This window comes from Mycobacterium sp. NPDC049093 (assembly GCF_040704635.1).
In the GTDB taxonomy this organism is placed as follows: domain Bacteria; phylum Actinomycetota; class Actinomycetes; order Mycobacteriales; family Mycobacteriaceae; genus Mycobacterium.
This window is the reverse complement of record NZ_JBEZJS010000003.1, coordinates 836,948-862,989: the sequence shown is the minus strand read 5'-3', so window position 1 is coordinate 862,989 and position 26,042 is coordinate 836,948. Positions and strand designations below refer to the sequence as shown.

Genomic DNA, 26,042 nt, shown 5'->3' with positions numbered 1-26,042 from the left:
GTGATCGACGAAACTCTCTTCGACGCCGAAGAGAAGATGGAAAAGGCCGTGAGTGTGGCCCGTGACGACCTGGCCACGATCCGGACCGGCCGGGCCAATCCGGGCATGTTTTCCCGGATCAACATCGAGTACTACGGGTCGATGACACCGATCACGCAGATGGCGAGCATCAACGTCCCCGAGGCGCGGCTCGTCGTCATCAAGCCCTACGAGGCCGCTCAGCTCCGGCCGATCGAGGACGCGATCCGCAACTCCGATCTCGGGGTCAATCCGACCAACGACGGCAACATCATCCGGATCTCCATCCCGCAGCTCACCGAGGAGCGCCGCCGCGAGCTGGTCAAGCAGGCAAAGTCCAAGGGCGAGGACGCCAAGGTGTCGGTGCGCAACATTCGTCGTAAGGCGATGGAAGAGCTCAGCCGGATCAAGAAGGACGGCGAGGCCGGCGAGGACGAGGTCGGACGCGCGGAAAAGGACCTCGACAAATCCACCCACACCTACACCAGTCAGATCGACGAGTTGGTCAAGCACAAGGAAGGCGAGTTGCTGGAGGTCTAGGCGACCTTCAGCACCCCAGTCCCGTGGCACAGACCGAGCCACCGCAGAAGACCTCGCGCGCCGGCCGTGACCTGCCGGCCGCCATCACCGTCGGCGTGGTCCTCGGCGCCCTCGCGATAGGCACCCTGCTCTTTGCGCCCATCTGGTGGCTGCCGCTGTTGGCAGTCGCCATCGCCATCGCCACCCATGAGGTGATCCGGCGGATGCGCGAGCACGGCTACGCATTGCCCGCCGTCCCGCTGCTCTTGGGTGGCCAGGCGATGATCTGGCTGACCTGGCCGTTCGGGGCCGCCGGTCTGCTTGGCGCCTACGGCGGCACGATCGTCGTCTGCATGGTCTGGCGTCTGGTCGGTCAGGGTCTCGACCAGCAGCCGGTCAATTACCTGCGCGATATCGCCGCGACGGTTCTGCTCGCCACCTGGGTGCCGTTGTTCGCCGCCTTCACCGCCCTGCTCATCTTTGCCGACCACGGCGGAGCCCGGGTTTTCACCATCATCGTGACGGTCGTCTTCGCCGACATCGGTGGCTACGTCGCGGGCGTCCTGTTCGGTAAGCATCTCCTGGCACCGGCGATCAGCCCGAAGAAGTCCTGGGAAGGTCTGGGCGGATCGCTGCTGTTCGGTGTCACCGCAGCGGTGCTGTCCGTGGCGTTCCTGTTGGACAAGCCAGCCTGGGTGGGCGTACCGCTCGGCCTGTTGCTGGTGATCACCGGTGTGCTCGGGGACCTCGTCGAATCGCAGGTCAAACGCGATCTCGGCATCAAGGACATGGGCACGCTACTGCCGGGCCACGGCGGCATCATGGACCGCATCGACGCGATGTTGCCGTCCGCCGTCGTCGGCTGGATCGTGCTCACGCTCCTCGCGTAGACCGCGTTCGCTGCGCGTGGCAGACGCGTTCAGCCAGCACGCGATCGCACCGAGGACCAGCCCGGCGGCGATGCCGATGTTCACCCGCTCGCCGAGCATCAGCCAGGACAACACCCCGGCGACCGCGGGGATCACGCAGAACAGCATCGCGACCGCCGAGGCTCCGTGCAGGTTGATGGCCCGCACATACAGCGACACCCCGAGCACGGCGTTGAGCAGCACCACACCGGCCACCGCCAGCGCGGCCCTGGTCGCGTCATGCACCTCGACCGGCGCGCTGAGCGTGAGCGCCAAGGCGGGCAGGAACGCGACGGCGTTCTGCACAGAGGTCGAGGCCCGGAAGTCGACGTCAGAGCAGAACCGCTGTTGATAGACCCCACCCGCCGCCAGCCCGAGCAGTGCCACCAGCAGCAATCCGACCACCGGGTCGATACCACCTGAGGTGGCCAGTCGCGTCGCGCAGGCCGCCACCACTGCGGCGATACCGAGCACCAACGCGACGATCCGGCGTGGTGTCAACCGGTCACGTAGGAACACCGCCGCGAGCAGCGCCGTCGCCACCGGGTTCATCGCGATGACCACCGCGCAGAGCACTGCGGGCGCGCCCTGCTGAATCGCAACGTAGAGCGCGCAGAACTGCACGGCCTGCATGAGCAGACCCGCCACCGCGACGTGGAGCAGCTTCCGGCCGGTGGGGAAGCCCACCCGGGCCAGTCCGGCCCAGGTGCCGAGGATCAGCCCCGCCGCCCCGAAACGAACAGCCAGTACCGCCATCGGGGAGACGGCGTGCACCGCCAGGTTCCCGATCGGATAACCCAGGGCGTAGAAGAACGTCACGGTTGTCGCCGTGCGCATCGGCATCGGAGTGGGCGGCATGCCCCCATCGTGAGCGAGCCTGGTACGCGCGGTCCAACGATTATCGGCAATCACGATCGATCATCGACGCTAATCAATCTGGTGGAATAACTTGGTGTATGTCGAGAAATGCCAGGTCTTTGATCGTAAGTACTGATCGGAGTACCTTGATCGCATGGGTCAGGTGCTGGACATCGCGCCGCTGCGCAGCCTGGTGGCGGTGGCGGACTGTGGCGGGTTTCACCGCGCCGCCGCGGTGTTGCACATGACGCAGTCGGCGGTCAGCCAGCACATGCGGCGGATCGAGGCCGTCGTGGGTGGCCCCGTCGTCGAACGGTCCGGTCGCGGTGTCGCCTTCACCGAACTGGGCCACCGGGTACTCGGGCACGCCCGGGGCATCCTCGCCGCCCACGACGCGGCGCTGACCGATCTCGGTGCAGCCGAGGAGCAGGTGCTGCTGATCGGTGCCACCGAGCACGGCGCCGATGTCATGTTGCCCGCCCTCACGGCGGCGCTGGGCGAGCGGTTGCCCAACTGGCGGCTGCGGTTTCGTCTCGACCGCAATGTCACGCTCGCCGACGCCGTCGAACACGGTCTGGTCGATCTTGCGGTGATGCTCGACGGGTCCGGCATGGATCCCGCGCACGCGTCCGGAACGCTTGCACTGAAGTGGGTTTCGGGCCGCGGCTTCAGCACTGCGGTGAACCAGCCGTTGCCGGTGGTGATGTTCTCCGAACCGTGCACATTGCGCGAACCCACCTTTGCCACCCTCGACCGAAGCGGGACCGACTACCGCATCGCCGCCGAATCCGCCAACCTGTCCGGCCTGTTCGCAGCGGTGCGCTCTGGTCTCGGGGTGGCCCTGCTGCCGATGATCGGCCGACTGCCCGACGGGCTGTGTCTGGCCGAAGGGCTGGCCCCGGCCAGCCGCGCATCGGTCTTCGTCCGCGGCCGTCCCGGGGTGGACAACGATGTCCTGAACACCGTTGAGCGCACTGTTCACGATGTTCTCACCGAACAAGCCTGATACTGGAAAAGACATGAAGCAGGAACTGGTCTTCGAAGCCCCGCGACGCGGTATGCCGCCGCGCCACCTTGCCGACCTCGACGAGGACGGCCGCGCCGCTGCCGTCACCGAGCTGGGTCTGCCGAAATTCCGGGCCAAACAGCTGGCCAACCAGTACTACGGCCGCCTGATCGCCGACCCGAAGCAGATGACCGATCTACCTACCGCGGTGCGAGATCAGGTGGCCGAGGCGCTGTTCCCGACGCTGATCGACCCGGTGAAGCAGGTCCAGTGCGACGCGGGGGAGACCCGCAAGACGCTGTGGCGTGCGGGTGACGGCACGACCTTCGAGTCGGTGCTGATGCGCTACCCGCAGCGCAACACGGTGTGCATCTCCTCGCAGGCCGGCTGCGGTATGGCTTGCCCGTTCTGTGCCACCGGCCAGGGCGGCCTGATGCGCAATCTGTCCACCGCCGAGATTCTCGAACAGGTTCGGGCGGCGTCGTCGGCGATGCGGTCCGAGCATGACGGGCGGCTGTCCAACATCGTCTTCATGGGTATGGGTGAGCCGCTGGCCAACTACAACCGGGTGCTGGCGGCCGTCAAGCGCATCATCGCCCCGCCGCCGAACGGTTTCGGGATCAGCGCCCGCTCGGTGACGGTGTCGACGGTCGGGCTGGCCCCAGCCATTCGCAAATTGGCCGATGAGCGCCTCGGCGTCACCCTGGCTGTTTCCCTGCACACCCCCGACGACGAACTACGCGACACGCTGGTGCCGGTCAACAACCGGTGGAGCGTCGACGAGGTTCTCGATGCCTCCCGGTACTACGCTGACGTCACCGGCCGGCGGGTGTCCATCGAGTACGCGCTGATCCGTGATGTCAACGATCAGCCCTGGCGCGCAGATCTTCTCGGCAAGAAGCTGCGCAGCAAGCTGGGGCAGCTGGTGCACGTCAACCTCATTCCGCTCAACCCGACGCCGGGCAGTGAATGGGACGCCAGTCCCAAACCAGTGGAGCGGGAGTTCGTCAAACGCGTTCAGGCCAAGGGAGTCTCGTGCACCGTGCGCGACACCCGAGGGCGTGAGATCGCCGCGGCCTGTGGCCAGTTGGCCGCCGAGGGCTGAGTCGCGGCGTCGACTTTGAACTGAGGTCGCAAAAGATCGAGTAGACGTCTGCGTAGATTCAATGTCAACGTGACCGGCAGTGCTAGCCCGGCGCGTTGGTGAACCAGAGATTCTCCTCGCGCAGGCTGCGACTACGCCAACCGTCGGGGGTACGCACCAACTCGTGGTGGTAGTACCCGCCGCATGCGCTCATCTCGGCCATCCCGGGCAACTGCATGGGGTTGTAGAACATCGCCCGCACCGTCGCGGTGTCGCCGTCGCCGTCGCCGTCGAGAATCTCGATGTTGGTGATGTAGTGCATGCTCCACGGGATCACCCCGAAATTGGCGGCGAACCAGTCGACCACCTCATCGCGGCTGCCCACGATGGCGCTCGCCGACGAGTAGTCGATGTGGGCGTCCTCGGTGAACACCGACCGGTACAGCTCCCAGTCCTTGGAATCGACCGCCCGCGCGTAGCGGTACAGCAGGGCCGAGATGTCGGAATGCTCGCTCACTATTCGGGCATCCCGATGGTCTTGGATTCGAAGTACTCCTTGAAACCTTCCTCGCCGTTGCGCCGGCCCAGACCGCTCTGCTTAGAACCGCCGAACGGGCTGTTGATACCGAAGTGGCTGCGGCTGTTGATGGTGACGTTGCCGGTTCGGATGCGGCGCGCGACGGCGAAGGCCCGGTCGACGTCGCCGGACGAAACCTCCCCGGACAGGCCGTAAATGGAGTTGTTGGCGATGGCGACCGCTTCGTCGTCGGAGTCATACGGGGTGACCGTCAGCACGGGTCCGAAGATCTCCTCCTGGGCGACCTGCGAATCGGGGTCGACGTCGGCGAGCAGCGTCGGCTGAGTGTAGTAACCCGTGGGCAGGTTCTCCGGCACACCGCCGCCGGTGACCAGCCGGGCGCCCGAATCGATGCCCGATTTGATGAGCCCGAGCACCTTTTCGCGCTGGGTCGTGCTGATCTGCGGACCCTGCATGATGCCCGGGGTCCACGGGTCGCCGACCGGGAAATTCTCCATCGCGCCCTTGAGGAGCTCGACGCCTTCGTCGTAACGGCTGCGGGGGAGCAGGATTCGGCTGGGCAGGATGCAGGACTGCCCGCTCATGACGCAGGCCATCATCGCCGCGATGGGCAGTGCCGAGTTGAAGTCGGCATCGTCGAGCACGATATGCGCGGACTTGCCGCCCAGCTCGAGCATCGTCTTCTTGACCGTCGACGCCCCGGCGGCCAAGATGGCGCGTCCGGTTGCGGTCGAACCGGTGAAGGTGATCATGTCGACCCGCGGATCCGCCGACAGTGCGGCGCCGACCTCGTTGGCGTTCGAGACGACGACGTTGAACACGCCGGCCGGGATGTCGGTGTGCTCGGCCACGATGCGGCCCAACTCGGTGCCTGACCAGGGGGTGAGCTGCGCGGGCTTGAGCACCACCGTGTTGCCGGCCATCAACGCCGGAACGGTCTCGGCGACGTTGAGGTAGAACGGCACATTCCACGGCGTGATGGCGCCGACCACACCGACCGGTTCATAGGCGATCTTGCGTCGCGCCGGCCCGAGCTGGGTTTGGTGGACGCCGTTGTCGACCACGTACTCGAAATTCCTGCCGTGCTCGGCCCAGTGCTTGACCTCGCCGATCGGATCTTCGATCTGGGAGCCGGTGACGGTCACCGGACAGCCCACCTCGGTCACCAGAATCCGGCGCAGCCGCTCCTTCTCGGCGTCCAGCGCGTCGTGCAGCTGCATCAGGCAGTGGTAGCGGAACTCGACGTCGCGGCTCCAGTCGGTTTCGTCGAAGGCGCGTCGCGCGGCACCGACGGCACGCTCGATGTCGGCCACCGTGCCGTCGGTGGCCTGGCCCGCCACCTGCTCGCTGGCGGGGTGCACGACGTCGAACTTTGCGCCGCTGCTGGTGTATTGGAGTTCCCCGTCGATGAGCATCCGCTCATCCCCGGCGAGCACGCCGGTGTCGCTCTGCACCTGAGTCATGCCGATAGCTTTACAAAAATTGCGTGTCGTGTCACCCCTCAAAACGAGGATTGACCGATCGGAGAGTCTCTGCAATCGTAGAGACTTGAATGTCGCGCCAGAGTGGCAGTCGGTGCCGAGCGTCACGCCGGCGTGACGGAAAGGGGTGCAGAAACGAGTAGCGCCGAGGCTGGAGTTCTCAGTTCGAGTCGGGCTGTTTGAGGCCCACGGCATGACGCAGTTGCGCGAGGAACTGGTCGCCGTCATCGCTGCGCACGATGTAGTGCGAGACCGCGACCCGGATCGCGGTGGCCGCCTTGACCGGGGCATTGGCGCCCGACAGCAGCTTGAGCAACCGTGCGCGCATGAGGGGGATGACGTTGGCCAGTTGGGCGATCACGACTTCCGGCTCGATGTCGACCAGCCGGACCCCCGAATATGACTGCTGATACTGCACGATGAAACGCAGTGCAGCGTCAAGCTTCTCGTTGCCGCGCAGGCCTACGGTCGCGCGGCTGATGCCATGGTCGAACATCTCGCGCTCGTAGGTACCGAACGCGTCGAGGAGCTCCTGTTTGTCGGCGAACCAGCGGTACAACGTGGGCCGGGAAACGCCCGCCTGCAGCGCCACCTCGGACAGACTCAGTTTGGTCTGACCGCTGCGGGCCAGCACCTCGGCGGTCGCGACCAGGATTCGGTGGCGCGTCGAGGTGTCTTCGACTGATGCGTCCCGCTGTGCGGGTAGAGGTTCATTCACGTCCAGGCCTTGGTTGTTCGTGGTTCACCAAATGGTAGGACCATCACAGCAACTTCTTGAGTATTGCCACAGTCTCGAGGTCAGCCAAGGCTGCCACGCCCCGTCTGGCTCCTTCGATTGCAATACCTTCGTCCTGCATACCGCCGAGTCCGGCGGTGATGACCGGTGCGGCATAGGCGTAGATCGCACCGAGGCGGTAGCGCTCCCACAGGTCGTCATGACCCAGTGTCGGGCCGCCCGCCGCGGCGAGTGCGCTTCGGTACTCGTCGAGCAGGTCGCGTTCGGCAGCTTGCCGGTCGGCCGTGGTCATGCAGGTGACCAGGGTGTAGGCCAGCTCGCGGCCCGGGTGGCCGCGGCGTACGGCCTGCCAGTCGAGCAGGCCCGCCGCGCCGTTGCGGAAGAACAGGTTGCCCGGGTGCGCGTCACCGTGCATGACGGTGTGCGGTGGCCGGTCCAGTAGTTGGGCCGCTGCGCGGTAGTTCTCGTCGATGAACCGGCCGTCGGCCACCGGGATGTCGGTGTTCTCGGCCAGTCGTTTCGTCGACAGCTTGAGCAGGGAACCGGTCATCAGCGAGGTGTGGTCGCCGGACGCGGAATACAGCCAGCCCAGCGGCCCGGTGCCGCTTCGGGCCGGCAGCCGTCCCCAGAACGCGGCGTGGACCCGGGCCAGAAGCTCGACGGTCTGTGCGGCGCGGTCCTTGTCCAGTGGATGGAGGGTGTCGGTGAACTCGCACGGGTTCAGCGTCAGGTCTTCCAATACCAGCACGTACCGACCGGTCAGGGCATCGAAGGCGGCGCCGTAGGAGCGGGGAACCCCCGGCAGGCCGTCGGCCAGTTGTTGGTAGAAGCGCACCTCGGTGTGCCCCAGCCGGCCGAGCTCGCCCATCATCCGGGTGGCCGCGGTCTCGGCGGGCATCTTGACGAACACCGATTCGGGCGCCCCGGGTCCTGTCAGTGCGAGGCGGGCGCGCGACGACGTCCCGGCGTCGCCGCCGATGACCGATACCGATTCGATCCTGTGCCCGGTGATCTGTGACAGGTAGGCCGGATCGAGGTCGCCGATGTGCCGGGGCATCGCACGCATTCGGCTGATGGCCGCGTCGGTTGCGATACGTTGCACGCCATGGCCGATGTGTGCGGCCAAGCCGGCGACAGGGACGAGGCGGCGGGCCGGTGTAAGCATTGGCCAAGTTTACAAATCTCAGTCAGATTGTAAAGCACTTTCGGAAGGAGCGTTGATGGCGGGTCCGATGGAGGGTTTTCGGGTCATCGAGTTGGGCGTGTGGGTAGCCGCGCCCGCAGCCGGAGCGATCCTCGCCGACTGGGGCGCCGACGTCATCAAGATCGAACCGCCCTCGGGTGATCCGGCGCGAACCTTCGGTCGGATGCTCGGCCTCGATCCGGACCTCGGCGTGGCGGCCAACCCACCCTTCGAGATGGACAACCGATCCAAGCGCAGCATCGTCCTCGACCTCGCCACCACTGAGGGGCGTGATACCGCGAAGGAATTGCTGTCTACCGCAGACGTTTTCCTGACAAATGTGCGCCCGGCTGCATTGCGTCGGCTCGAACTCGACTTCGAGACCGTCGCCGCACGCAATCCACGTCTGGTGTACGGGTTGGTCACCGGCTATGGCCTGACCGGGCCGGAGGCGGACCGGGCGGCCTACGACGTCGCCGCGTTCTGGGCTCGCGCCGGTCTGGCCGATCTGCTCACCCGCCCGGGCGACACTCCGCCGTTCCAGCGCGGCGGCATGGGGGACCACTCCGCGGGCATGACACTGGCGGCCGCGGTGTGCGCCGCGCTGCTCGCCCGAAACCGCACGGGAACAGGACAATTGGTCAGCACCTCGCTGTACCGGCAGGGTGCCTACACCGTCAGCTTCGATCTCAACACCGTCCTGATGAGCGGTGAGCAGATCGCGATCGGCCAACGCGAGGCAATGGCCAACCCGAGCATGAACAACTACACCGCCGGCGACGGCAAGCGGTTCTGGATCGTCGGACTGCAGGGGGACCGGCACTGGCCCGCGCTGTGCCGGGTGGTGGCCCGTGATGACTGGTTGACCGACACCCGGTTCGCCACGGCGCGCGATCGGTACCTCAACGCCCGCGAATTGATCGCGGAGTTGGACGTGATCTTCGCGGCTCATCCGATGGACCACTGGACCCCGCTCTTCGATGGCGAGCCCGACTTTTTCTGGTCGCCGATCAACAGCCTGGACGACGTCATCGCCGACGAGCAGTTCCACGCCGCCGGCGGCATTGTCGAAGTGCCCGATGGCATTTCGACTGTGCCGATGGTGGCAAGTCCGGCCGACTTCTCGGCCACGCCGTGGCAGCCGCGCATGGTTGCCCCGACTCTCGGTGCGCACACCGACGAGATCCTGGATGAGCTACGGGACGGTCAGGATCGGTGAGCGTTGATGCCCGCGAGCAGTTCATCGAGCTGCTCGTGGGTGACCTTGCCCGCCGAAAACCCGACCATCCGCCCGATCGGCACTGATTCCAGCATCCGCAGCAGGTCGCTGCCGAGTGCGGAATCGGCGGCTCCGAACGGCGATGCACTACCCAGCACCGTCAGGATGGTCTGCGCTGCCGAGGGGTCGGCGAGCAGTTCGCCCAGCGTCGATTCCCGGGTGAACGGCCGCGTCGGCTCGTCGCCGGCGACGGTCACCGTCGCGCTCAGCCGGATGTCCCGGCTCGATGCCCCCACCGACACCTCGTACCTGCCGGGTTCCACGACCCAGCGTGCGGCATCGGTGCTCCAGTACGCGAGATCGGTTCGGTCGATGGTGATTTCGACGGTCTGTCGGCGTCCTGGTTCGAGGGTGACCGAAGCGAATCCGGCCAGCCAACGCACCGGCCTGCCGACGCGGGAGCCGGGTAGCCCGGCGTAAGCCTGCACCACGTCCCGGCCCGGTCGGTCTCCGGTGTTGGTGACCGTCACGCGCACGGTCACACCGTCACCGGTGGCCTCCAGCTCGAGATCCGAGTACGTGAACCGGGTGTAGGACAAGCCGTGGCCGAACGGGAATGCCACCGGTAGTGCCCGGGTGTCATACCAGCGGTAGCCGACGAACATCCGCTCCCCGTAGACGGTGTGGCCCGATTCGGACGGAAAGTTGAGATAGGCCGGGGAATCCTGCAGTCGCAGCGGCACCGTCTCGGCCAACCGGCCCGAGGGGTTCGCGACGCCGAACAGCACATCGGCGAGCGCGCCGCCGCCGGCCTGCCCGAGCAGCGCCCCGTCCATGACCGCGGGGGCCAGATCGGCGACGGTGTCGAGGCGCACCACGCCACCGTGGGCCAGCACCACCACCGTGCGCGGTTGGACCTCGACGACGGCACGCAACAGGTCGAGTTGTTCCGCCGGCAGATCAATGTGCTCGCGGTCGTAACCCTCGGATTCCTCTTCGGCGGTGAGGCCGAGGAATACGATTGCGGTTTCCGCAGATTCAGCGGCCGCGGCCGCAGCCGCAACGTCGGTTCCGGGGGAGTAGCTGACCGGATGGCCGCCCGCGAGCCTGCGGATCTCGTCCAACGGAATGTCGACGCGGGTCGGGTTCACATGGGAACTGCCGCCGCCCTGATATCTGGGCTCCTGAGCGAACCCGCCGATCACTGCAAGGGTTGACGGCGCCAGCGGCAGCAGATCGTCGTCGTTCTTCAACAACACGATGGCGCGGGTGGCCGCCTCACGGGCCAGCTCGTGGTGGGCGTCGATATCGAATGATGCTGCAGTGGTGGGTGTCTGGGCGACGCGGCGTGACAGGTCGGCCACCCGTGCGGCGGCCTGTGCGACGGCGGCCGCGTCCAACTCGCCGGCACCGACCGCGCGCACCACCTCGGTATCGGAGCTGCCACCGGTCGTCGGCATCTCCAGATCCAGGCCGGCGGCCACCGCCGCGACCCGGTCGGCCACCGCGCCCCAGTCGCTGACCACTACGCCGTCGAAACCCCATTCGTCGCGCAGCACGGTGGTCAGCAGCCAGGTGTTCTCCGAGGCATAGACGCCGTTGATCCGGTTGTAGGAACACATCACGGTCCAAGGCCGGGCCTGGCGCACCACGATCTCGAACGTCCTCAGGTAGATCTCACGCAATGTGCGGACATCGACGTCGGAGCTGGCCCGCATGCGATCGTGCTCGGCGTTGTTGGCCGCGAAGTGTTTGAGCGATGCGCCGACACCACGGCTCTGCACGCCCCGCACCCAGGCCGCCCCGAGCGTGCCGGACAGGAGCGGGTCTTCGGAGTAGTACTCGAAGTTGCGCCCGCACCGTGGGTCGCGCTTGATGTTGACTCCGGGGCCGAGCAACACGTGTACGCCCAGCGTACGGCTTTCGTCGCCGAGAGCCTGACCGATCCGTTCCACCAACTCGGGATCCCAGGTCTGGCTGAGCCCGACCGCGGGCGGGAAACAGGTCGCCGGCTCACTGCCGGAGATGCCCAGATGATCTGCTGCACTACCGGATTGACGACGGACGCCGTGCGGTCCGTCGGTGAGCATGATGGCCGGCACCGAGCCGATCGGTTTGGTGGTCCAGAAGCTCGCGCCGCTGCCCAGCGCAGCCTGGTCGGTCAGGTCGAGCCCGGCGATGGCATCAGTGGAGTCGGTCACCGCCGCCAGCGTAGCGCTGGGCTCGGCTTGCCCAGGTCAATGCGGGTTTCGGACGCCTGCGGCATGGCGGAGCTGTGCGAGGAAGTCGTCGGCGTCATCGCTGCGGACCAGGTAGTGGCAGACCGCCACCCGCACCGCGGTGGCCGCGGCGATGTCGGCGTCGGGCCCGGTGGTCAGCCGCTGGAGGCGCTCCCGCATCAGCGGGATGACCTGCGTGAGGCGTTTGATGACATGTTCGGGCTCGATATCGACCATGCGCAGGCCCGGGTAGGACTGCTGGTACTCGACCACTGTGCGCAGGGCGGCATCCAGGTGCTCCCCCTCGGGCAGATCGGCGGAGGCCTCTGCCACCGCCTGTTCGTAGTACCTGCGCTCCCATACGACGAACGCGTCGAGCAGCTCCTGCTTGGAGGCGAACCAGCGGTAGAGCGTAGGTCGGGACACCCCGGCCTGCACCGCCACCTCGGACAGGCTGAGTTTGGTCATCCCGTTGGCCCCGAGCACCTCGGCGGTGGCGGCCAGGATCCGCCCGCGGGTACTGCTCTCGTCGTCGACAGACGCTATTTCCGCCATGCCCACAGCTTTACAAACTATCGACGAACTGTCACGCTAATTCGTGGCGCGACACCGTGGTCGAACGCCTGTGCAGGGAGGGAATACCGTGACAGTTGCCAGCTCACCGCAGGCACGCGAATACAGCCCATTCGACATCACGTCGCACGACTTCTGGAGCCGGCCGTTCGCGGAGCGCGACGAGACTTTCGCTCGGTTGCGGGCCGGTGAGGGCCTGAGCTGGCATGAGCCGCTGTCGACACTCTTCGACGTCGAAGAGCCGGGTTTCTGGGCGATCACCCGCCGCGCCGACATTCAGTTCGTGAGCCAACACCCAGAGTTGTTCACCTCGACCAAGGGTGTGGCGCTGGATCCGATGCCGGCCGACGTGCAGAAGTTCGCCACGTTCTTCCTCATGATGGATCCGCCCGAGCACACCACCTATCGCCGCCTGATCAGTTCGGCGTTCACCCCGCGGAACGTGCGCAAGATCGAGGAGCAGATTCACCGCAACGCGGTTGCCGTCGTCGACGACCTGATCGGTGCCGGCGACGTCGATTTCGTCGAGGCCTGCTCTGCGCAGCTTCCGATGCGGACGATCTCCGACATGCTCGGTGTGCCCACCGCCGATCAGCCTGCACTGGCCAAGGCGGCCGAAAAGCTCTTCAGCATGAGCGACGACGAGTACTCGTCACTCGAGGAGCGGGCGATGGCCACCATCAACGAGATCATGCTGATCTCGAACACCGGGGTCGAGCTGGCCAAATTCCGGCGGGCCAACCCCGGTGACGACCTGATGACCAGCATCGTCAACGCCGAGGTCGACGGCCACCGGCTCACCGACGAGGAAATCGGGGCCTTTCTGATCCTGCTGGCCTCGGCCGGCAACGACACCACCAAGCAGACCACCACCCACGCGATGATGGCACTGGCTGCCAACGCTGACCAGAAGGATTGGCTGCTGGAGGATTTCGACAACCGGATCGGTCTGGCCACCGAGGAATTCGTGCGGTGGGCCACCCCGGTGATCCAGTTCGCGCGGCATGCCACCGAGGACGTCGAGCTGGCCGGTCAGCAGATCAGGGCCGGCGACAAGGTGGGCCTGTTCTACTGTTCGGGCAACCGGGACGAGTCGGTGTTCACCGAGCCCGGCCGTTTCGACCTCAGTCGTTCGCCCAACCCGCAGGTCGGTTTCGGCGGTGGCGGTCCGCACTTCTGCCTGGGTAACCAGCTGGCCAAGACCGAGCTGCGACATCTGTTCCGTGAGTTGCTGACTCGGCTCAAGACCATCGAGTTCGGTGAGCCCGAACTGCTGTACAGCAGCTTCGTGCACGGCATCAAGCGCGTGCCCGCGCACATCGCGTAGGTCGCGACCGTGCGCGTCGAAGTCGATCTGGGCAAGTGCACCGGACACGGCATCTGCGAATCGATCGCCGAGGACGTGTTCGAGGTCTCCGATGAGGGCATGGTGCACATCCACGGCGACGATCACCCCGACAGTGACCGGGAACGGTTGCAGCAGGCCGTGACTCAGTGCCCGGCCGGGGCGTTGCGGATGCAGGGCTGAATCACGTCGAGCGACCAGTTATGCCACGCGATTTCCCGGAATTCGTGTCATAACCGGCCATTGGGCGACTGAAGCGTCAGCCCAGCGACACAAGGACCCGGCTCGGCCCGCGCACCGTGTAGTTGGTGCCGTAGTCCAGCGGACCGGCCAGCTGCCAGTCGCCTACGGTGTCGATCAGTTCTTCGAGGAAGATCTGGGCCTCAAGGCGGGCCAGGTTCATCCCGAGACAACTGTGCAGACCGAACGCGAAGCCCAGATGCGACAACTTGCGCCGGGTGACGTCGAAGTCGTCCGGGCGCTCCCAGCGTCGCGGATCGCGGTTGGCCGCGCCCAGGAGCAGAGTGATCCGTTCACCATCGGCCATGGCAACATCACCGACGGTCACGCCCTCACCGACCACATCGCGGAAGATGGAGTGCGACACCGTTTCCAGGCGGTGCACCTCTTCCACCGCGTCCAGCGCCAGCGTGCGATCAGCCTGCAGGACTCGGCGCTGATCCGGATGGGTGGCCAGCGTCGCGACGATCTGAGCGAGCAGCTTGGCGGTGGTCTCGTTGCCGGCGAACACCAATTGGGTGTTGCTGGCGACGATCTCCTGCTCGGTCATGTGCTCACACGCGTACTCGTGGGCGACCATCGTCCCGATCAGATCCCAGCTGTCGTCGGCGGGGCAGCACCGGCGGGGCAACTGCTTGCGAATGTAGGAATTCAGTTGGGCGGTGGCGTGTTTCCCGGCCGCGATCAACTCGGCGCCGTGTCCGTCCGGCATGCTGTAGCCCTCGGCGGACGCACCCATCGCGTCGCTCCACGCCGTGAACTGGCCGACCATCTCCGGCTCCACGCCGAGCATGTGCGCGATCACCTCCGTCGGGATGCCACGGGTCAACTCCGAGACCACCTCGACGGTTTCCCCGTCACGCAATCTGGCGGCGACCGGCTCCAGTCGGGCCCGGACGATCTCGGTGATCACCGGGCGTAGCCGTGCCAAGGTTCTGGGGCGGAAATCGCCAGACCAGATCGACCGGATCTGATCATGATGCGGACCGTCGTAGAACTCCATCGTCGGCCCGCCGAACACCGCGGCGTGCTCCACCTGACCGCGTTCGGAGCTGAACCGCGAAGGTGCACTGAGGATCTGCTTGACCAGGTCGAATTCGCCGACCATCCAACGGTTGATCCGCTCGTTGAAAACGACTCCGCCCAGATCCCGGATCTCGCGGTACCGCTCCCACGGCCCGGCGACGAACGCCGGGTCGGTGGTGTCGAACGACAGCAGCGGAAAATGGGTGGCGACCATAGCTGCCATGTTGACAATTTTGTGCAATTCTGTAAAGCGTGAGTTTCAAAGACCTCGGCCGCGAACTGTCCAACTGGGGCCGATGGGGGCCCGACGACCAGATCGGCACCCTCAACCTCGTCGAGCCGCGCCACGTGCAGGCCGCAGCCGGTGAAGTCCGTTCGGGCAAGGTGTTTCAGCTGAGCATCCCGGTGGGCAAGGACGGTCCGCAGAGCGGTATCGGCGGCCGGCTCAACCCGGTTCACCTGATGTCCATGCAGCCCGATGACTGGGAACCGCACGGGCTGCAGGTCGCCGACGACTGGATCATCATGCCCCTGCAATCGGGCACCCAGTGGGACGCCCTGTCGCATGTCGCCTACGACGACAAGCTGTACAACGGCTACTCGACAGACCAGGTCCGCACCCGCGCCGGAGCCCGTCAGCTGGCCGTCGACGCCTTCACCGACAAGATCGCCGGGCGCGGGGTGCTGCTCGACATCGCCCGGTTGCACGGAGTGGACTGGCTCGAAGGTGGCACCGCCATCACGCCGACCGACCTCGAGGCGGCCGAACAGGCGCAGGGCGTGACCGTCGGAGAGGCCGACTTCCTGCTGGTGCGGACCGGTTGGCGGGGCAGGCTGCTGGCCCAGGGCCGCGACGACTGGATGTCCACCGAGCCGGGCCTTGGCATCGACTGTGCGCGCTGGTTGCGTGACCGCGGTGTCGCGGCGGTGGGCAGTGACAACTGGGCCATCGAGGTGATCCCCAGCGAGACGGGGGAGACGCTGCCACTGCACTGCATCCTGATCCGCGATATGGGCATGCCGCTGGCCGAGATCCTCGATCTCGACGAGCTGGCCGCCGACTGTGCTGCTGACGGCCTGTGGAGCTTCCTGTTCGTGGCGCCGCCGCTGCGCATCAGCAATGCCGTCGGGTCGCCGGTCACACCCATCGCGATCAAATGAGCCCGGCCTTTCAGTATCGGTTGCGCACACCGACCCCGTTGGTCACGGTCGAGGACTTTCGGGACGCGGCGCGCCGGGTGCTGCCGGAAATGGTGTGGGCCTACCTCGACGGCGGGGCCGAAGACGAGCGCACGTTGCGTGCCAATCGCAGCGCCTTTGCGAATTGGACACTGCGCCAACGGGTCCTGTCCGGTCACTCCGGGGCTGACGTGGGTGTGACGATCGACGGACAGCGACTCGACCTGCCGGTGGTGCTGGCCCCCACGGGGCTCACCGGCCTCGCGCACTGGTCGGGTGAGCTGGCCGCTGCGCAGGCCGCCGAACGTGCCGGGACCCGGCTGACGCTGTCCACGGCGTCGTCGTACTCCATCGAGGAAGTCGCGGCGGGCACCTCGGCCGACCACTGGTTCCAGCTGTATCCCTGGGGCGATGGCCCGTTCTCGGATTCGATGCTCAGCCGAGCCCGCGACGCCGGGTATCGCACCCTGGTGGTCACCGTCGATGTTCCGGTGCAGGGCAACCGCACCGGGGAGCGACGCACCGGCATGGGACACCCGCCGATCCTCACTCCGCGACGGATCGCTGACGCCGCGATCCGGCCGCACTGGTGGTACGGGCTGCTGCGACACCAGCGGATGACGATGCGCAGCCTCACCCATACCGCCGGAGCGAAAGGGGCAGTGGAATCCGTCAGCATCCAAAATCGCCGGATGCGGCCGGATCTCAGTTGGCGTGACGTCGCCGTGCTCCGTGAGCGCTGGGACGGGCCTTTCCTCGTCAAGGGCGTGCTGGAGCCCGATGATGCGGTGCGCGCGATCGACGACGTGGGTGCCACCGGCGTGGTGGTGTCCAATCATGGTGGGCGCCAACTCAATGGCGCGATCGCGTCGGTCGACGCGCTGCCCGATATCGCGGACGCGGTCGGCGACCGCGCCACCGTGCTGCTGGACAGCGGTGTGCGAACCGGTACTGACGTCGTGACGGCGTTGGCTCTCGGCGCCGACGCGGTGCTGATCGGCCGGCCATACATTTACGGGCTGGCCGTGGCCGGCGGCGCGGGGGTGGGCGCGGTGCTCGACATCCTGGCTGCCGAGATCCGGTCCACGCTGACGCTGATGGGCGTCGCGAGCGTCGCCGACCTCGACCGCTCAGTTCTCCGCCGAGTAGACACTTAGGTACCCAAAAATGGCTATTGACGAGTACCTACACGTCTCCTCGCGTTAGGAACGCTTGGGCGGGCGGGGCCGCACCAGCACCGACTGCTGGATCGCGCCCACGGCGCCGGCCTGGTCGAACAGCGTCCCGACCGTGGCGCCGATGCCGTCGGGCCCGTAGTTGGTGTCGGCACGGATGCCGATCCACTCGCCGTCGGGCACCCGGTGGACGTGCACGACCAGATCGGTGTTGAGGAACGTCCACTTTCGGATGTCGATCTTGGAGCCGATTCCGTTGGCGTCGTCGGCGACCGCGAACAGCCGCTGCAGCGGCGTCATCGGCTCGCCCTTGACCACGTCGACCGTCGGTTTGAGCCAGGACTCACCGGGCCCGGGGGCCTGCGGCACCGTCAGCCAGCGCCAGTCCACGCTGTGCACGTAGTTGGGCTCCCAGTTCTTGGCCATGTCGCGGCTGCGGGCCTGCTCGAGCGGTGGTAGCGGCTCGACCCCGGTGTGCGCGATCGCGGTGGTGTCCAGCTGCAACATCCGCCAACCGCTGGCCCGCGCCACCACCCGGGGATCACCATCGGGCCCGGGCGCCAGCATTTCGGCGCTGACCAGTTCGATCTGCTTGCCCGGTCGTTCCAGCTGCGCACGTACCCACAGGTCACCTTCCGACGGCACCCCGCCCATCAGATCGATCGCCACCCGGCTCAAACGAGTGTCGGCGCGGTGTTCGCAGCCTTCCAGCGCCCGCACCAGCAATGCCGATACCGGCGCACCGTGCTGGATCGCCGCCGACCACGTGCCGCGCGCCATGTCGGTCGCGCGAAATTTCTCGCCGATCGGATCGTTCTCGTCGATCAGCTCGTAGTAAGAGTCAGACATGTCTACCTGTCGTCAGTGGTGGTGATGTGCGTCGTGATCGCCGGGAGCGGGCGTTTCGACCATCAGCGCGTCGACCCGCGACAGTTTGGTGCCGATCAGTCGCTCCGGATAGGCGTCGGTGGTGGTGACCAGAAACAGGGTGCGTCCCTCGACACCGCCGAGGGCGCAGGCGATGGCGGTACGTCCGTCGGTTTCGAATCGGTGCGTGACGGCCGATCCGTCGGGCGCGATGCGCTGGAACTCGTGAGCCAACGTCAATGCCGCCCACACCCCGCCCGCTGCGTCGATGGCGAGACCGTCAGGAGGGCCGTCGAGACCCTCGGCGAACACTCGCCGGTCGGTGAGACTGCCGTCGGTGCGGACGGTGAACGCGCTCAGCCGTCGCGCGGTGGACTCCGCGACGATCAGGGTGCTGCCGTCCGGGGTGATCACTATGCCGTTCGGAAAGTCGAGATGTTCGGCGACGACAGCCGTGGTGCCGTCGGGGTCGATGCGCACGATCACCCCGTCGGTCCGGGCCTGCGATCCGACATAGGCCCGGCCGTGCTCGTCGACCACCATGTCGCCGAGGGCGGCGGGGACCAGGTCGGTCAGATCGGCCAGAAGTTCGACGGCGTCGCCGTCGTAGCGCAGCACCTGGCGGCTTTCCGTGGACACGATCAGTAGGGTGCCGTCAGGCCGAAAACCCAACCCGGACGGGGAATGTCCGGGGACCGGCAGCGTGGTCATGGAGCCTGCCAGCGTGACCGTGTGCACGGCCTCGCCCAGCATGTCGGAAAACCACAGCAGACCCTCGAACCAGCGCGGGCCTTCACCAAAACAGAAACCCTGTGCCAGTTCGGTTGTCCCGGTTTGGTCGGTTCCCGCCGTCATGTTCCCGCACCTTTACAAAACACGCCTCAAGTGTCACGCTCGCAGGGTGCCACTGTCAACCACCGGAGCGCCCTAGATGAAGAAGTTCTATGGCCACACGCTGCTGTATCTGCACGAGACCATCGACCTGGGGTCGGGTCGGACCGATCGGTTCACAGAAATCTTCGGCGAGGTCTATCAGCCGATGATGGAGGACCTCGGAGCCCGGCTGTTCTCGATCTGGGAAACCACGCCGTACAACGGGCACTGGCCGCAGGTGACGATCATCTGGGAGATCGACGCATTTGCCGACTACGCCCGGATCGGCAAGGCGCAGGCGGTCGGCGGCAGCCATGAGAAGCCCGCAATGCAGTGGGCGGCCTACCTGTCCGAGATCGGGGCCCGTGGTGAGGGCCGGATCATGTACGCCGGCAAGTACAACAGGACCCTCGCGCAGCTGCGCGAGGCGAATTTCGGTGCCGGCCTGGTGATCCAGGAGATCATGGAGACCAAGCCGGGGCGCCAGGACGACTACATCCGGGAACTGGAGCGGCTGTATGTGCCGTGGTCGGAGAGTACGGGCAAGCGCTGGCTGGGCTCGTTCATCACGACTTTCCGGTTCAACGAGGTCATCCATTACTGGGCGCTCGACGATGACTGGGATTGTTTCGAGAACCACTACCCGTCCTGGAAGGGGAACCCGCCCGCGGAGATCGTCACCTGGATGAGCGTGGCCCCCGCGCTGCGCGACGGCTGGGAGGATTCGATCCTTTCGGCGCTGCCGCCGTCACCGCTGAAGTGAAGGCGGCCATGAACTCGACGAAACAGCCTCTGCTGCAGGATTTCACCTACGACCCGTTCGATCCGGAGGTGATGGCCAACCCGCTGCCGTACTACCGGATCCTGCGCGACGAGTACCCGGCGTATTACATCGACAAGTGGGACACCTATGCGTTGTCCCGGTTCGACGACATCTGGAACCTGCTCGGGGTCAACGACGGAACCTTCGTCGCCTCCGAGGGCACCCTGCCGGCCGCAAACGTGCTGGCGCACCGCAACACCGGCCCGGTGTCGGATCCGGCGTTGCATCCCATGCCGTTCCACGCCAACTTCGATTCTCCGCTCTACGAGAACGTGCGGCGCTGCACCTCGGCGCAGTTCCGGCCGCGGTCGGCGGCCAAGCTGGCAGAGCGGATCCGAACATTGGCCAACGAGCGCCTGGACGAGCTGCTGCCGCGCGGTACCTTCGACCTCACGCAGGACTATGGGGGCATCGTGGCGGCCGCGATGGTCTGCGAATTCGTCGGACTACCAGCCGATCTCGCGCCGGAGGTGTTGGCGACGGTCAACGCAGGCAGCCTCGCGCAGCCTGGGGAAGGGGTCGAGGTCGGCAACGCACGGCCTGGCTACCTGTCCTACCTCACCCCGATCATCGAACGCCGGCGTGCCGAAGGGCACGACGGCAGCGTGCCGATCGCCGATGCCCTGATCGAGTTCCGGTTGCCCGACGGCTCGGCTTTCGGTGACATGGAAGCTGCCGTGCAGATGCTCGGCGTGTTCATCGGCGGCACCGAGACCGTTCCCAAGATCACCGCGACCGGGCTGTGGCAACTGCTGCGCCACCCCGACCAACTGGCCGAGGTCCGATCCGATCTCGAGGGCAATGTGCCGATCGCCAGGGAAGAGATCATCCGTCACAGTGCACCCGCACAGTGGTTCGCCCGAACGGTCCGGCGGCCCTACACCATTCACGGCACCACGATCAACCCCGGCCAGCGTGTCATCACCCTGTTGGCCTCGGCAGCCCGGGATGAACGCGAATACGAGAACCCGGATGACTTCGTGTGGAACAGGCGCATCGAACGGCTGTTGTCGTTCGGCCACGGGCAGCACTTCTGCCTCGGCGTCCACGTGGCTCGGTTGGAGATCACCATCATGATCCAGGAATTCCTCAAACGTGTGCCCGACTACCACATCGACGAGTCCGCGGCATCGCGGCCGCCGTCGAGTTTCCAGTGGGGCTGGAACAACATTCCTGTGGAGGTATGACGTGTGGTCCTATCGGCTCGTCGCCCCGTACACGTTTGAAAGACAAGAGGTTTCAGAGCCCTCGGCGGAATCACTGGCCGACGGTCAGGTGTTGCTCGACTTCCTGGCCGCCGGGATCTGCGGCAGCGACCTGCCGGGGTTCCGCGGCACCCAGGGCAAGTTGCCGGGCGACACCGGGTGCTGCGCAGCGGAGATGACCGGCTTCCCGATCCACGAGATCGTCGGTGAGGTACTGGCCAGCCGTCATCCCGACCACCGGCCGGGGGAGCGGGTGGTCGGCTGGGCCTCGGGATTCGACGGTCTGATGGGACGCGTCGTCGCCGACGGAGCCGGACTGGTGGCCTACGACCCGGCGCTGAGCCCGGAGCATGCCGTCGGACTGCAACCGCTGGCATGTGTCCTCTACGCCGTCGAGCAGCTACCGGACCTGAAGGGCCGCCACGTCGCCGTCATCGGGCAGGGTTCTATCGGCCTGCTGTTCTCCTATGTGGCGAAAGCTTTCGGCGCGGCGCAGGTCACCGGCGTGGACCCGGTGGACCGCTTCTCGGTGAGCAGCCAGTTCGGTGTCGATACCCCGATCCGGGCCACCAGCGACCGCTGGGTTCGGCACCTCGGGCCCACCGGTAAGCCCGATGTCGTGATCGAGGCGGTCGGACATCAGGTCGCCACGCTCAACCATGCCTTGGAAGCTGCCGGGTTCGGGGGCACGGTGTTCTACTTCGGGGTGCCCGACGACGACAGCTATCCGATCAGCATGCGCACGATGTTGCGGAACAACTTGACCCTGAAATCCGGTGTGACACTGGACCGTCAGCGCGTGCTGCGCCGGGCCGACGAGTTCGCCAGGGAGCATCCCGACCTGTTGCCCAGTTACGTGACCCACACTTTCGGCTCGGACGATGTGCAGGCGGCATTCGAACTGGCCTGTCGTCCGGTGCCCGAGCGCGTCAAGATTGCGATCAGCCGATGAACCCCAGCAGACTGCAGAACGCACTGGCGTCCAACGCCCAGGTCTGGGGCGGCTGGGTGGTCGGACCGACGATCCTCGGTCCCGAGGAGTTCGCCGCGGCCGGCTACCACTACGTCGGATTCGACGTTCAGCACGGCTATCTCGACGATGCGGACGTGGCGTTGCTGTTGCGGCGGCTCGAACACGTCCCGATCGCCACCGCCGTTCGCCTGCCCTCGGCCGATCCCGCACCGATCGGCCGAGTGCTCGACGCCGGCGCTGACGCGGTGATCATCGCGATGGTGGAATCGGCCGAGCAGGCCGCCGCGGCGGTGGCGGCCACGCGATATGCGCCGGCCGGGATACGCAGCTTCGGGCCGCTGCGGGCGGGTCTGGGACACGACACCGCTGCGTTGGAATCCCGGGTGAGTGTGTTCGCGATGATCGAGACCGCACGGGGGCTGGCCGCTGCCGACGAGATCTGCGCGGTGCCCGGCCTCGCCGGGATCTACGTCGGCCCGGCTGATCTGGCCATCTCGATGGGTTACCAACTGTCCGATGCCTGGACGCACCCCGAGGTGCGGGCGGCGATGGTCACGATCCGGACTGCCGCCCATGCGGCCGGGCTGGTCTCCGGGATCCATGCCGGGGCAGGAAAACTGGGAAAGGCAATGGCCGACTTGGGGTTCCAGATGGTCACGCTGGCCTCGGAATCGCAGGCGTTGCGCCGCGGCGCCGCCGAGCATCTCAACGAAGCCGTAGGGCAGGCCGTGCCGGCCACCGAACGAGGAGGCTACAACTGAACGCAGGACCAGAGCCCAGCAGCGCCCGGGTGGCCTTGGTGACCGGGGCTGCCCGCGGACAAGGTGCCGCGATCGTGCGTCGGCTGGTGGCCGACGGCTACCGGGTGACCGCGGGGGATCACCTGATCGACGAACTCACCCCCACCACAACCGAGTTCGGCGAAAACGTGTTGGCGGTCGAACTGGACGTGACATCGCCAGAGCACTGGCGGGCCGCCGTGGCAGCCACTGTGGCCCGATTCGGGGCGCTCAACGCACTGGTGAACAACGCCGGTGTGCTGCACAGTGCCTCGATCGCCGAGGAAACTCCGAGCGGTTTCGAGAGCCTGTGGCGGGTGAATTGCCTGGGGCCCTTCCTGGGACTGCAGGCCGCGCTCGAGCCGCTGCGGCGGGCGGACAACGCCGCAGTGGTGAACACCTGCAGCACTGGCGCGATACGCCCGTTTCCACACCACGCGGCGTACGGTTCGTCGAAGTGGGCACTACGCGGGCTCACTCAGGTGGCAGCTGCCGAACTCGGCCGCGACGGGATCCGGGTCAACGCGATCTTTCCCGGACCCGTCGAGACGCCGATGCTCGACGAGTCCACCAAGGCCCGGCTCACAGAGCGGGCGACGTTGGGGCGGCTGGGCAAGCCGAGCGAGATGGCCGACGCCGTGGCGTTTCTGCTGTCGGACCAGGCGGCGTTCATCACCGGCTCGGAGCTCGTCATCGACGGCGGCCAATGTCTGAAGATCGGATGACGCCGGTGCCCAGCTCGAAACTCTCGGTGGGGATCATCGGGGCCGGCCCGGGTGGGCTGGCGCTCGGAATCTTCCTGAAAAAGGCCGGTTTCGACGATTTTACGATCTTCGACCGCGAAGACGGGGTCGGCGGGACATGGCGGATCAACACGTACCCGGGTCTGGCGTGCGACGTGAAGTCGCACCTGTACTCGTATTCGTTCGATCTCAATGCCGACTGGAGCCGGCTGTGGGCGGGGCAACCGGAGATCCTCGAGTACTTCGAGCGCTGCACCGAGCGCTACCGGTTGGGCCCGCATCTGCAGCTGAACACCGAGGTCACCTCGGCGCGGTGGAACGCCGACACCAACAGTTGGTTGTTGACCACAGCCTCGGGCGGGCAGCACCGATTCGACATCGTGGTGTCGGCGATCGGCCTGTTCACCCAGCCGTTGCAGCCGGATCTGGTGGCCGAGGAGCCGTTTACCGGCACCGTCATGCACACCGCGCAGTGGGATCACGGGGTGAAGCTGGACGGTGCCCGGGTGGCCGTGCTCGGTACCGGATCGACTGCCTCCCAAGTGGTTCCGGAGCTGGCGAAGGTGGCCGAGAAGGTGTACTCGGTGCAGCGTTCGGCGACCTGGGTGCTGCCCAAGCCCGACCGCCCGTACACCGACCGTGAACGCTGGCTGTTCGCCCATGTGCCGTTCGCGAAGAAGATCTACCGGACCCGGCTCTGGCTGCGCAGTGAATCCAACATCGCGGTCATCGAGAACGGCAGCGACAAGACCCAGGAGTTCAAGGCGGTTGCGCTCAATCTCCTCGAATCGACTGTGGCCGACGACGAGTTGCGGGCCCGGCTGACCCCGGACCACCCACTGGGGTGCAAGAGACTGGTGTTCTCCCCGGATTTCATCGCCACCCTGACCCGGCCCAACGTCGAGGTGGTCTCCAGTCCGGCTCGTGCGCTGCGGTCCCGGTCGCTGGTCACCGAGGACGGTCGGGAACTCGACGTCGATGTGGTGGTGTGCGCCACCGGTTATGCGGCGGCCGATTACCTGGGCGAGATCGAGGTGACCGGTGAGGGCGGGGTGTCGCTGCACGACATCTGGAGCGACGGGGCGTTCGCCTACCTGGGAATGGCCGTGCCGGGCTTCCCGAACTTCTTCATGCTGTACGGGCCGAACACCAATGTCGGCTCCAACAGCGTCATCTTCATCCTCGAGGCGCAGGCCCGCTACGTGGTGCGGGCACTCAAACACCTTCGGCGCAAACGTAAGTCCTATGTCGCGGTGCGTCCCGGCGCGATGGCCGCGTTTCTCGCCGACATTGACCGGTGGATGCAGGGCACCGTGTGGCTGACCCGATGCAGCAGTTACTTCCGGGCTCCGAGCGGCCGGGTGGTCACCCAGTGGCCACGCAGCGCCAGAGCTTTCTGGTCGATGACCCGTCGGTTCCGGTCCGCGGACTACACTTTCGAACCGCCCATCAACTACCCGGCCCGGGTCACCGCGGCCGCCGATCGGACGGACGGCTGAGCCATGGCCTGGCTGGAGCGCCTCGACCCCGCGTTACACGGGTTTGCCGAGGCCCGGACCGACCTGAGCACCGATCAGCTGGGCGTGGTGCGTACCTCGCTGGATCAGCGTCGGCGGGAGGCTGCGCAGGTCCTGGACACCCCCGGCGTGGAGATCGTCGGGGCCCGCGTCGCACTCGGGCGGCGCACCATCCCGGTACGGATCTACCGCGGTGGACCGTCGCCGTCGCCGGCGGTCGTCTACTGCCATTCGGGTGCCTTCGTCCTCGGCAACCTCGACACCGACCAGATCCAATGCGTGGAGCTGGCCCGGCGAGCCCGGTGCACGGTGATCGCGATGGACTACCGGCTCGCGCCCGAGTACCCGTATCCGGCCGCTTTCGACGACGCGATGGTGGTGCTCAACTGGGCCGCCACCCTGGCCGGGGAACTCGACATCGATGCCGGCCGCATCGCGGTTGCCGGCACCAGCGCCGGCGGCGCGCTGGCCGCGCTGCTGGCGCAGCACTCCGCAGCCGGTGCCGCTCCACCGATCGTGTTCCAGGCACTGCATCAGCCGGTGCTCGACGACCGGCCCACCCGGTCCAAGCAGGAATTCACCGACACCCCGGGGTTCGACGGTCCGGCGACGGTGGCGATGTGGCGGCACTATGCGGGCGGGAGGGACGTTCCGGAGACGGCGGTGCCCGCCCGGGCCGCGACCCTGGCCGGTGTGGCGCCCGCGCTGATCACCTGCTCGGAACTCGATCCGCTGCGCGACGAGGCACTCGACTATGCGCGCAGGCTGCTGGCCGAGGGCGTTGCCACCGAACTGCATCTGTTTCCCGGGACATGCCACGGGTTCGATTCGTTGCTTCCCGAGTGGGAGGTCAGCCACCAACTTTTCGCACTACAAGGTGCGGCTTTGCGCCGCGCCCTGCACGGATGACGCGGTAGCTGGCCAGCTCGGCGGTGGTTGCGATCGACGTTGTGGG

26 protein-coding genes are annotated in these 26,042 nt (G+C 66.6%); 16 read left to right on the top strand and 10 right to left on the bottom strand.

All coding sequences use genetic code 11. The annotated features are described in order from the left end of the window. A complete protein-coding gene (gene frr, locus AB0876_RS14655) occupies positions 1–558 on the top strand; it encodes a ribosome recycling factor (protein WP_055112951.1) in 558 nt (185 codons plus the stop codon). A gap of 23 nt (positions 559–581) precedes the next feature. Continuing rightward, entirely contained in the window at positions 582–1,427 is an 846-nt protein-coding gene (locus AB0876_RS14650; RefSeq protein WP_055112953.1) for a phosphatidate cytidylyltransferase, read from the top strand. Here AB0876_RS14650 and AB0876_RS14645 read toward each other — a convergent pair. Continuing rightward, positions 1,335–2,288, bottom strand: coding sequence for a DMT family transporter (locus tag AB0876_RS14645; RefSeq protein ID WP_491839327.1), 954 nt, complete (start codon positions 2,286–2,288; stop codon positions 1,335–1,337). The genes AB0876_RS14650 and AB0876_RS14645 overlap by 93 nt on opposite strands. Positions 2,289–2,457: 169 nt before the next feature. Between AB0876_RS14645 and AB0876_RS14640 the strand changes: the two genes are divergently transcribed. Next, a complete protein-coding gene (locus tag AB0876_RS14640; RefSeq protein ID WP_526042271.1) occupies positions 2,458–3,309 on the top strand; it encodes a LysR family transcriptional regulator in 852 nt (283 codons plus the stop codon). Between the two features lie 13 nt (positions 3,310–3,322). After that, the gene (rlmN, locus tag AB0876_RS14635; protein WP_491838682.1) at positions 3,323–4,414 is read left to right on the top strand and encodes a dual-specificity RNA methyltransferase RlmN; all 1,092 of its coding nucleotides are present in this window, start codon (positions 3,323–3,325) and stop codon (positions 4,412–4,414) included. Between the two features lie 82 nt (positions 4,415–4,496). On the opposite strand, the gene AB0876_RS14630 is transcribed toward rlmN, so the two are convergent. From AB0876_RS14630 to AB0876_RS14615, 4 genes are all read right to left on the bottom strand, one after another. Beyond that, positions 4,497–4,910, bottom strand: coding sequence for a nuclear transport factor 2 family protein (locus AB0876_RS14630; RefSeq protein ID WP_491838683.1), 414 nt, complete (start codon positions 4,908–4,910; stop codon positions 4,497–4,499). Continuing rightward, positions 4,910–6,394: an aldehyde dehydrogenase family protein gene (locus tag AB0876_RS14625; protein WP_526042270.1), complete on the bottom strand. Its 1,485-nt coding sequence runs from the start codon at positions 6,392–6,394 to the stop codon at positions 4,910–4,912. Before AB0876_RS14625 ends, AB0876_RS14630 begins: the two co-directional genes overlap by 1 nt. 178 nt (positions 6,395–6,572) lie before the next feature. Beyond that, the gene (locus AB0876_RS14620; protein WP_064886940.1) at positions 6,573–7,130 is read right to left on the bottom strand and encodes a TetR/AcrR family transcriptional regulator; all 558 of its coding nucleotides are present in this window, start codon (positions 7,128–7,130) and stop codon (positions 6,573–6,575) included. A gap of 43 nt (positions 7,131–7,173) precedes the next feature. Further along, positions 7,174–8,313: a phosphotransferase gene (locus tag AB0876_RS14615; RefSeq protein ID WP_526042269.1), complete on the bottom strand. Its 1,140-nt coding sequence runs from the start codon at positions 8,311–8,313 to the stop codon at positions 7,174–7,176. Positions 8,314–8,368: 55 nt separating this feature from the next. Between AB0876_RS14615 and AB0876_RS14610 the strand changes: the two genes are divergently transcribed. Beyond that, entirely contained in the window at positions 8,369–9,550 is a 1,182-nt protein-coding gene (locus AB0876_RS14610; protein WP_526042268.1) for a CaiB/BaiF CoA transferase family protein, read from the top strand. Here AB0876_RS14610 and AB0876_RS14605 read toward each other — a convergent pair. Together AB0876_RS14605 and AB0876_RS14600 are read right to left on the bottom strand one after the other, a co-directional pair. Beyond that, entirely contained in the window at positions 9,538–11,751 is a 2,214-nt protein-coding gene (locus AB0876_RS14605) for a glycoside hydrolase family 3 C-terminal domain-containing protein (RefSeq protein ID WP_526042267.1), read from the bottom strand. The genes AB0876_RS14610 and AB0876_RS14605 overlap by 13 nt on opposite strands. A 36-nt stretch (positions 11,752–11,787) precedes the next feature. Continuing rightward, positions 11,788–12,324, bottom strand: a complete 537-nt coding sequence (locus tag AB0876_RS14600) for a TetR/AcrR family transcriptional regulator (RefSeq protein WP_491838688.1) — start codon at positions 12,322–12,324, stop codon at positions 11,788–11,790. 88 nt (positions 12,325–12,412) lie between these two features. Here AB0876_RS14600 and AB0876_RS14595 point away from each other — a divergent pair, with 88 nt between their 5' ends. Further along, on the top strand, positions 12,413–13,669 hold the full coding sequence (locus AB0876_RS14595; protein WP_526042266.1) for a cytochrome P450: 1,257 nt from the start codon (positions 12,413–12,415) through the stop codon (positions 13,667–13,669). A gap of 9 nt (positions 13,670–13,678) precedes the next feature. Beyond that, positions 13,679–13,870 (top strand): ferredoxin, encoded by a 192-nt coding sequence (locus AB0876_RS14590; RefSeq protein ID WP_526042265.1) that lies wholly within the window; start codon positions 13,679–13,681, stop codon positions 13,868–13,870. Between the two features lie 76 nt (positions 13,871–13,946). Here AB0876_RS14590 and AB0876_RS14585 read toward each other — a convergent pair whose 3' ends face one another. Next, on the bottom strand, positions 13,947–15,176 hold the full coding sequence (locus tag AB0876_RS14585; RefSeq protein WP_526042264.1) for a cytochrome P450: 1,230 nt from the start codon (positions 15,174–15,176) through the stop codon (positions 13,947–13,949). A gap of 29 nt (positions 15,177–15,205) precedes the next feature. Between AB0876_RS14585 and AB0876_RS14580 the strand changes: the two genes are divergently transcribed. Next, positions 15,206–16,114, top strand: coding sequence for a cyclase family protein (locus AB0876_RS14580; RefSeq protein ID WP_526042263.1), 909 nt, complete (start codon positions 15,206–15,208; stop codon positions 16,112–16,114). Further along, a complete protein-coding gene (locus tag AB0876_RS14575) occupies positions 16,111–17,289 on the top strand; it encodes an alpha-hydroxy acid oxidase (RefSeq protein WP_526042262.1) in 1,179 nt (392 codons plus the stop codon). The genes AB0876_RS14580 and AB0876_RS14575 overlap by 4 nt, the downstream gene beginning before the upstream one ends. Positions 17,290–17,334: 45 nt before the next feature. Here AB0876_RS14575 and AB0876_RS14570 read toward each other — a convergent pair whose 3' ends face one another. Together AB0876_RS14570 and AB0876_RS14565 are read right to left on the bottom strand one after the other, a co-directional pair. Beyond that, a complete protein-coding gene (locus tag AB0876_RS14570) occupies positions 17,335–18,156 on the bottom strand; it encodes an acyl-CoA thioesterase domain-containing protein (RefSeq protein ID WP_526042261.1) in 822 nt (273 codons plus the stop codon). Positions 18,157–18,168: 12 nt separating this feature from the next. Further along, a complete protein-coding gene (locus AB0876_RS14565; protein ID WP_526042260.1) occupies positions 18,169–19,029 on the bottom strand; it encodes an SMP-30/gluconolactonase/LRE family protein in 861 nt (286 codons plus the stop codon). 76 nt (positions 19,030–19,105) lie between these two features. Here AB0876_RS14565 and AB0876_RS14560 point away from each other — a divergent pair, with 76 nt between their 5' ends. The 7 genes from AB0876_RS14560 to AB0876_RS14530 are packed head-to-tail and all read left to right on the top strand — an operon-like array spanning position 19,106 to position 25,996. Continuing rightward, positions 19,106–19,810, top strand: a complete 705-nt coding sequence (locus tag AB0876_RS14560) for an NIPSNAP family protein (RefSeq protein WP_526042259.1) — start codon at positions 19,106–19,108, stop codon at positions 19,808–19,810. 8 nt (positions 19,811–19,818) lie between these two features. Continuing rightward, positions 19,819–21,057 (top strand): cytochrome P450, encoded by a 1,239-nt coding sequence (locus tag AB0876_RS14555; protein ID WP_491838696.1) that lies wholly within the window; start codon positions 19,819–19,821, stop codon positions 21,055–21,057. A gap of 1 nt (position 21,058) precedes the next feature. Further along, entirely contained in the window at positions 21,059–22,027 is a 969-nt protein-coding gene (locus tag AB0876_RS14550) for a zinc-binding dehydrogenase (RefSeq protein ID WP_526042258.1), read from the top strand. After that, a complete protein-coding gene (locus tag AB0876_RS14545; RefSeq protein ID WP_526042257.1) occupies positions 22,024–22,809 on the top strand; it encodes an HpcH/HpaI aldolase family protein in 786 nt (261 codons plus the stop codon). Before AB0876_RS14550 ends, AB0876_RS14545 begins: the two co-directional genes overlap by 4 nt. A gap of 38 nt (positions 22,810–22,847) precedes the next feature. Beyond that, positions 22,848–23,552 (top strand): SDR family NAD(P)-dependent oxidoreductase, encoded by a 705-nt coding sequence (locus AB0876_RS14540; protein WP_526042256.1) that lies wholly within the window; start codon positions 22,848–22,850, stop codon positions 23,550–23,552. Beyond that, positions 23,534–25,069, top strand: a complete 1,536-nt coding sequence (locus AB0876_RS14535; RefSeq protein ID WP_526042255.1) for a flavin-containing monooxygenase — start codon at positions 23,534–23,536, stop codon at positions 25,067–25,069. Before AB0876_RS14540 ends, AB0876_RS14535 begins: the two co-directional genes overlap by 19 nt. A 3-nt stretch (positions 25,070–25,072) precedes the next feature. After that, a complete protein-coding gene (locus AB0876_RS14530) occupies positions 25,073–25,996 on the top strand; it encodes an alpha/beta hydrolase (protein WP_526042254.1) in 924 nt (307 codons plus the stop codon). The last annotated feature ends 46 nt before the right edge of the window (positions 25,997–26,042 follow it).

Excerpts from the sequence above, each read along its gene's own strand:
- AB0876_RS14645 (WP_491839327.1), bottom strand. The coding sequence starts at position 2,288 with ATGCCGATGCGCACGGCGACAACCGTGACGTTCTTCTACGCCCTGGGT.
- AB0876_RS14640 (WP_526042271.1), top strand. The coding sequence starts at position 2,458 with ATGGGTCAGGTGCTGGACATCGCGCCGCTGCGCAGCCTGGTGGCGGTG.
- rlmN (WP_491838682.1), top strand. The coding sequence starts at position 3,323 with ATGAAGCAGGAACTGGTCTTCGAAGCCCCGCGACGCGGTATGCCGCCG.
- AB0876_RS14625 (WP_526042270.1), bottom strand. The coding sequence starts at position 6,394 with ATGACTCAGGTGCAGAGCGACACCGGCGTGCTCGCCGGGGATGAGCGG.
- AB0876_RS14615 (WP_526042269.1), bottom strand. The coding sequence starts at position 8,313 with ATGCTTACACCGGCCCGCCGCCTCGTCCCTGTCGCCGGCTTGGCCGCA.
- AB0876_RS14610 (WP_526042268.1), top strand. The coding sequence starts at position 8,369 with ATGGCGGGTCCGATGGAGGGTTTTCGGGTCATCGAGTTGGGCGTGTGG.
- AB0876_RS14600 (WP_491838688.1), bottom strand. The coding sequence starts at position 12,324 with ATGGCGGAAATAGCGTCTGTCGACGACGAGAGCAGTACCCGCGGGCGG.
- AB0876_RS14585 (WP_526042264.1), bottom strand. The coding sequence starts at position 15,176 with ATGGCAGCTATGGTCGCCACCCATTTTCCGCTGCTGTCGTTCGACACC.
- AB0876_RS14575 (WP_526042262.1), top strand. The coding sequence starts at position 16,111 with ATGAGCCCGGCCTTTCAGTATCGGTTGCGCACACCGACCCCGTTGGTC.
- AB0876_RS14570 (WP_526042261.1), bottom strand. The coding sequence starts at position 18,156 with ATGTCTGACTCTTACTACGAGCTGATCGACGAGAACGATCCGATCGGC.
- AB0876_RS14565 (WP_526042260.1), bottom strand. The coding sequence starts at position 19,029 with ATGACGGCGGGAACCGACCAAACCGGGACAACCGAACTGGCACAGGGT.
- AB0876_RS14560 (WP_526042259.1), top strand. The coding sequence starts at position 19,106 with ATGAAGAAGTTCTATGGCCACACGCTGCTGTATCTGCACGAGACCATC.
- AB0876_RS14555 (WP_491838696.1), top strand. The coding sequence starts at position 19,819 with ATGAACTCGACGAAACAGCCTCTGCTGCAGGATTTCACCTACGACCCG.
- AB0876_RS14545 (WP_526042257.1), top strand. The coding sequence starts at position 22,024 with ATGAACCCCAGCAGACTGCAGAACGCACTGGCGTCCAACGCCCAGGTC.
- AB0876_RS14535 (WP_526042255.1), top strand. The coding sequence starts at position 23,534 with ATGTCTGAAGATCGGATGACGCCGGTGCCCAGCTCGAAACTCTCGGTG.
- AB0876_RS14530 (WP_526042254.1), top strand. The coding sequence starts at position 25,073 with ATGGCCTGGCTGGAGCGCCTCGACCCCGCGTTACACGGGTTTGCCGAG.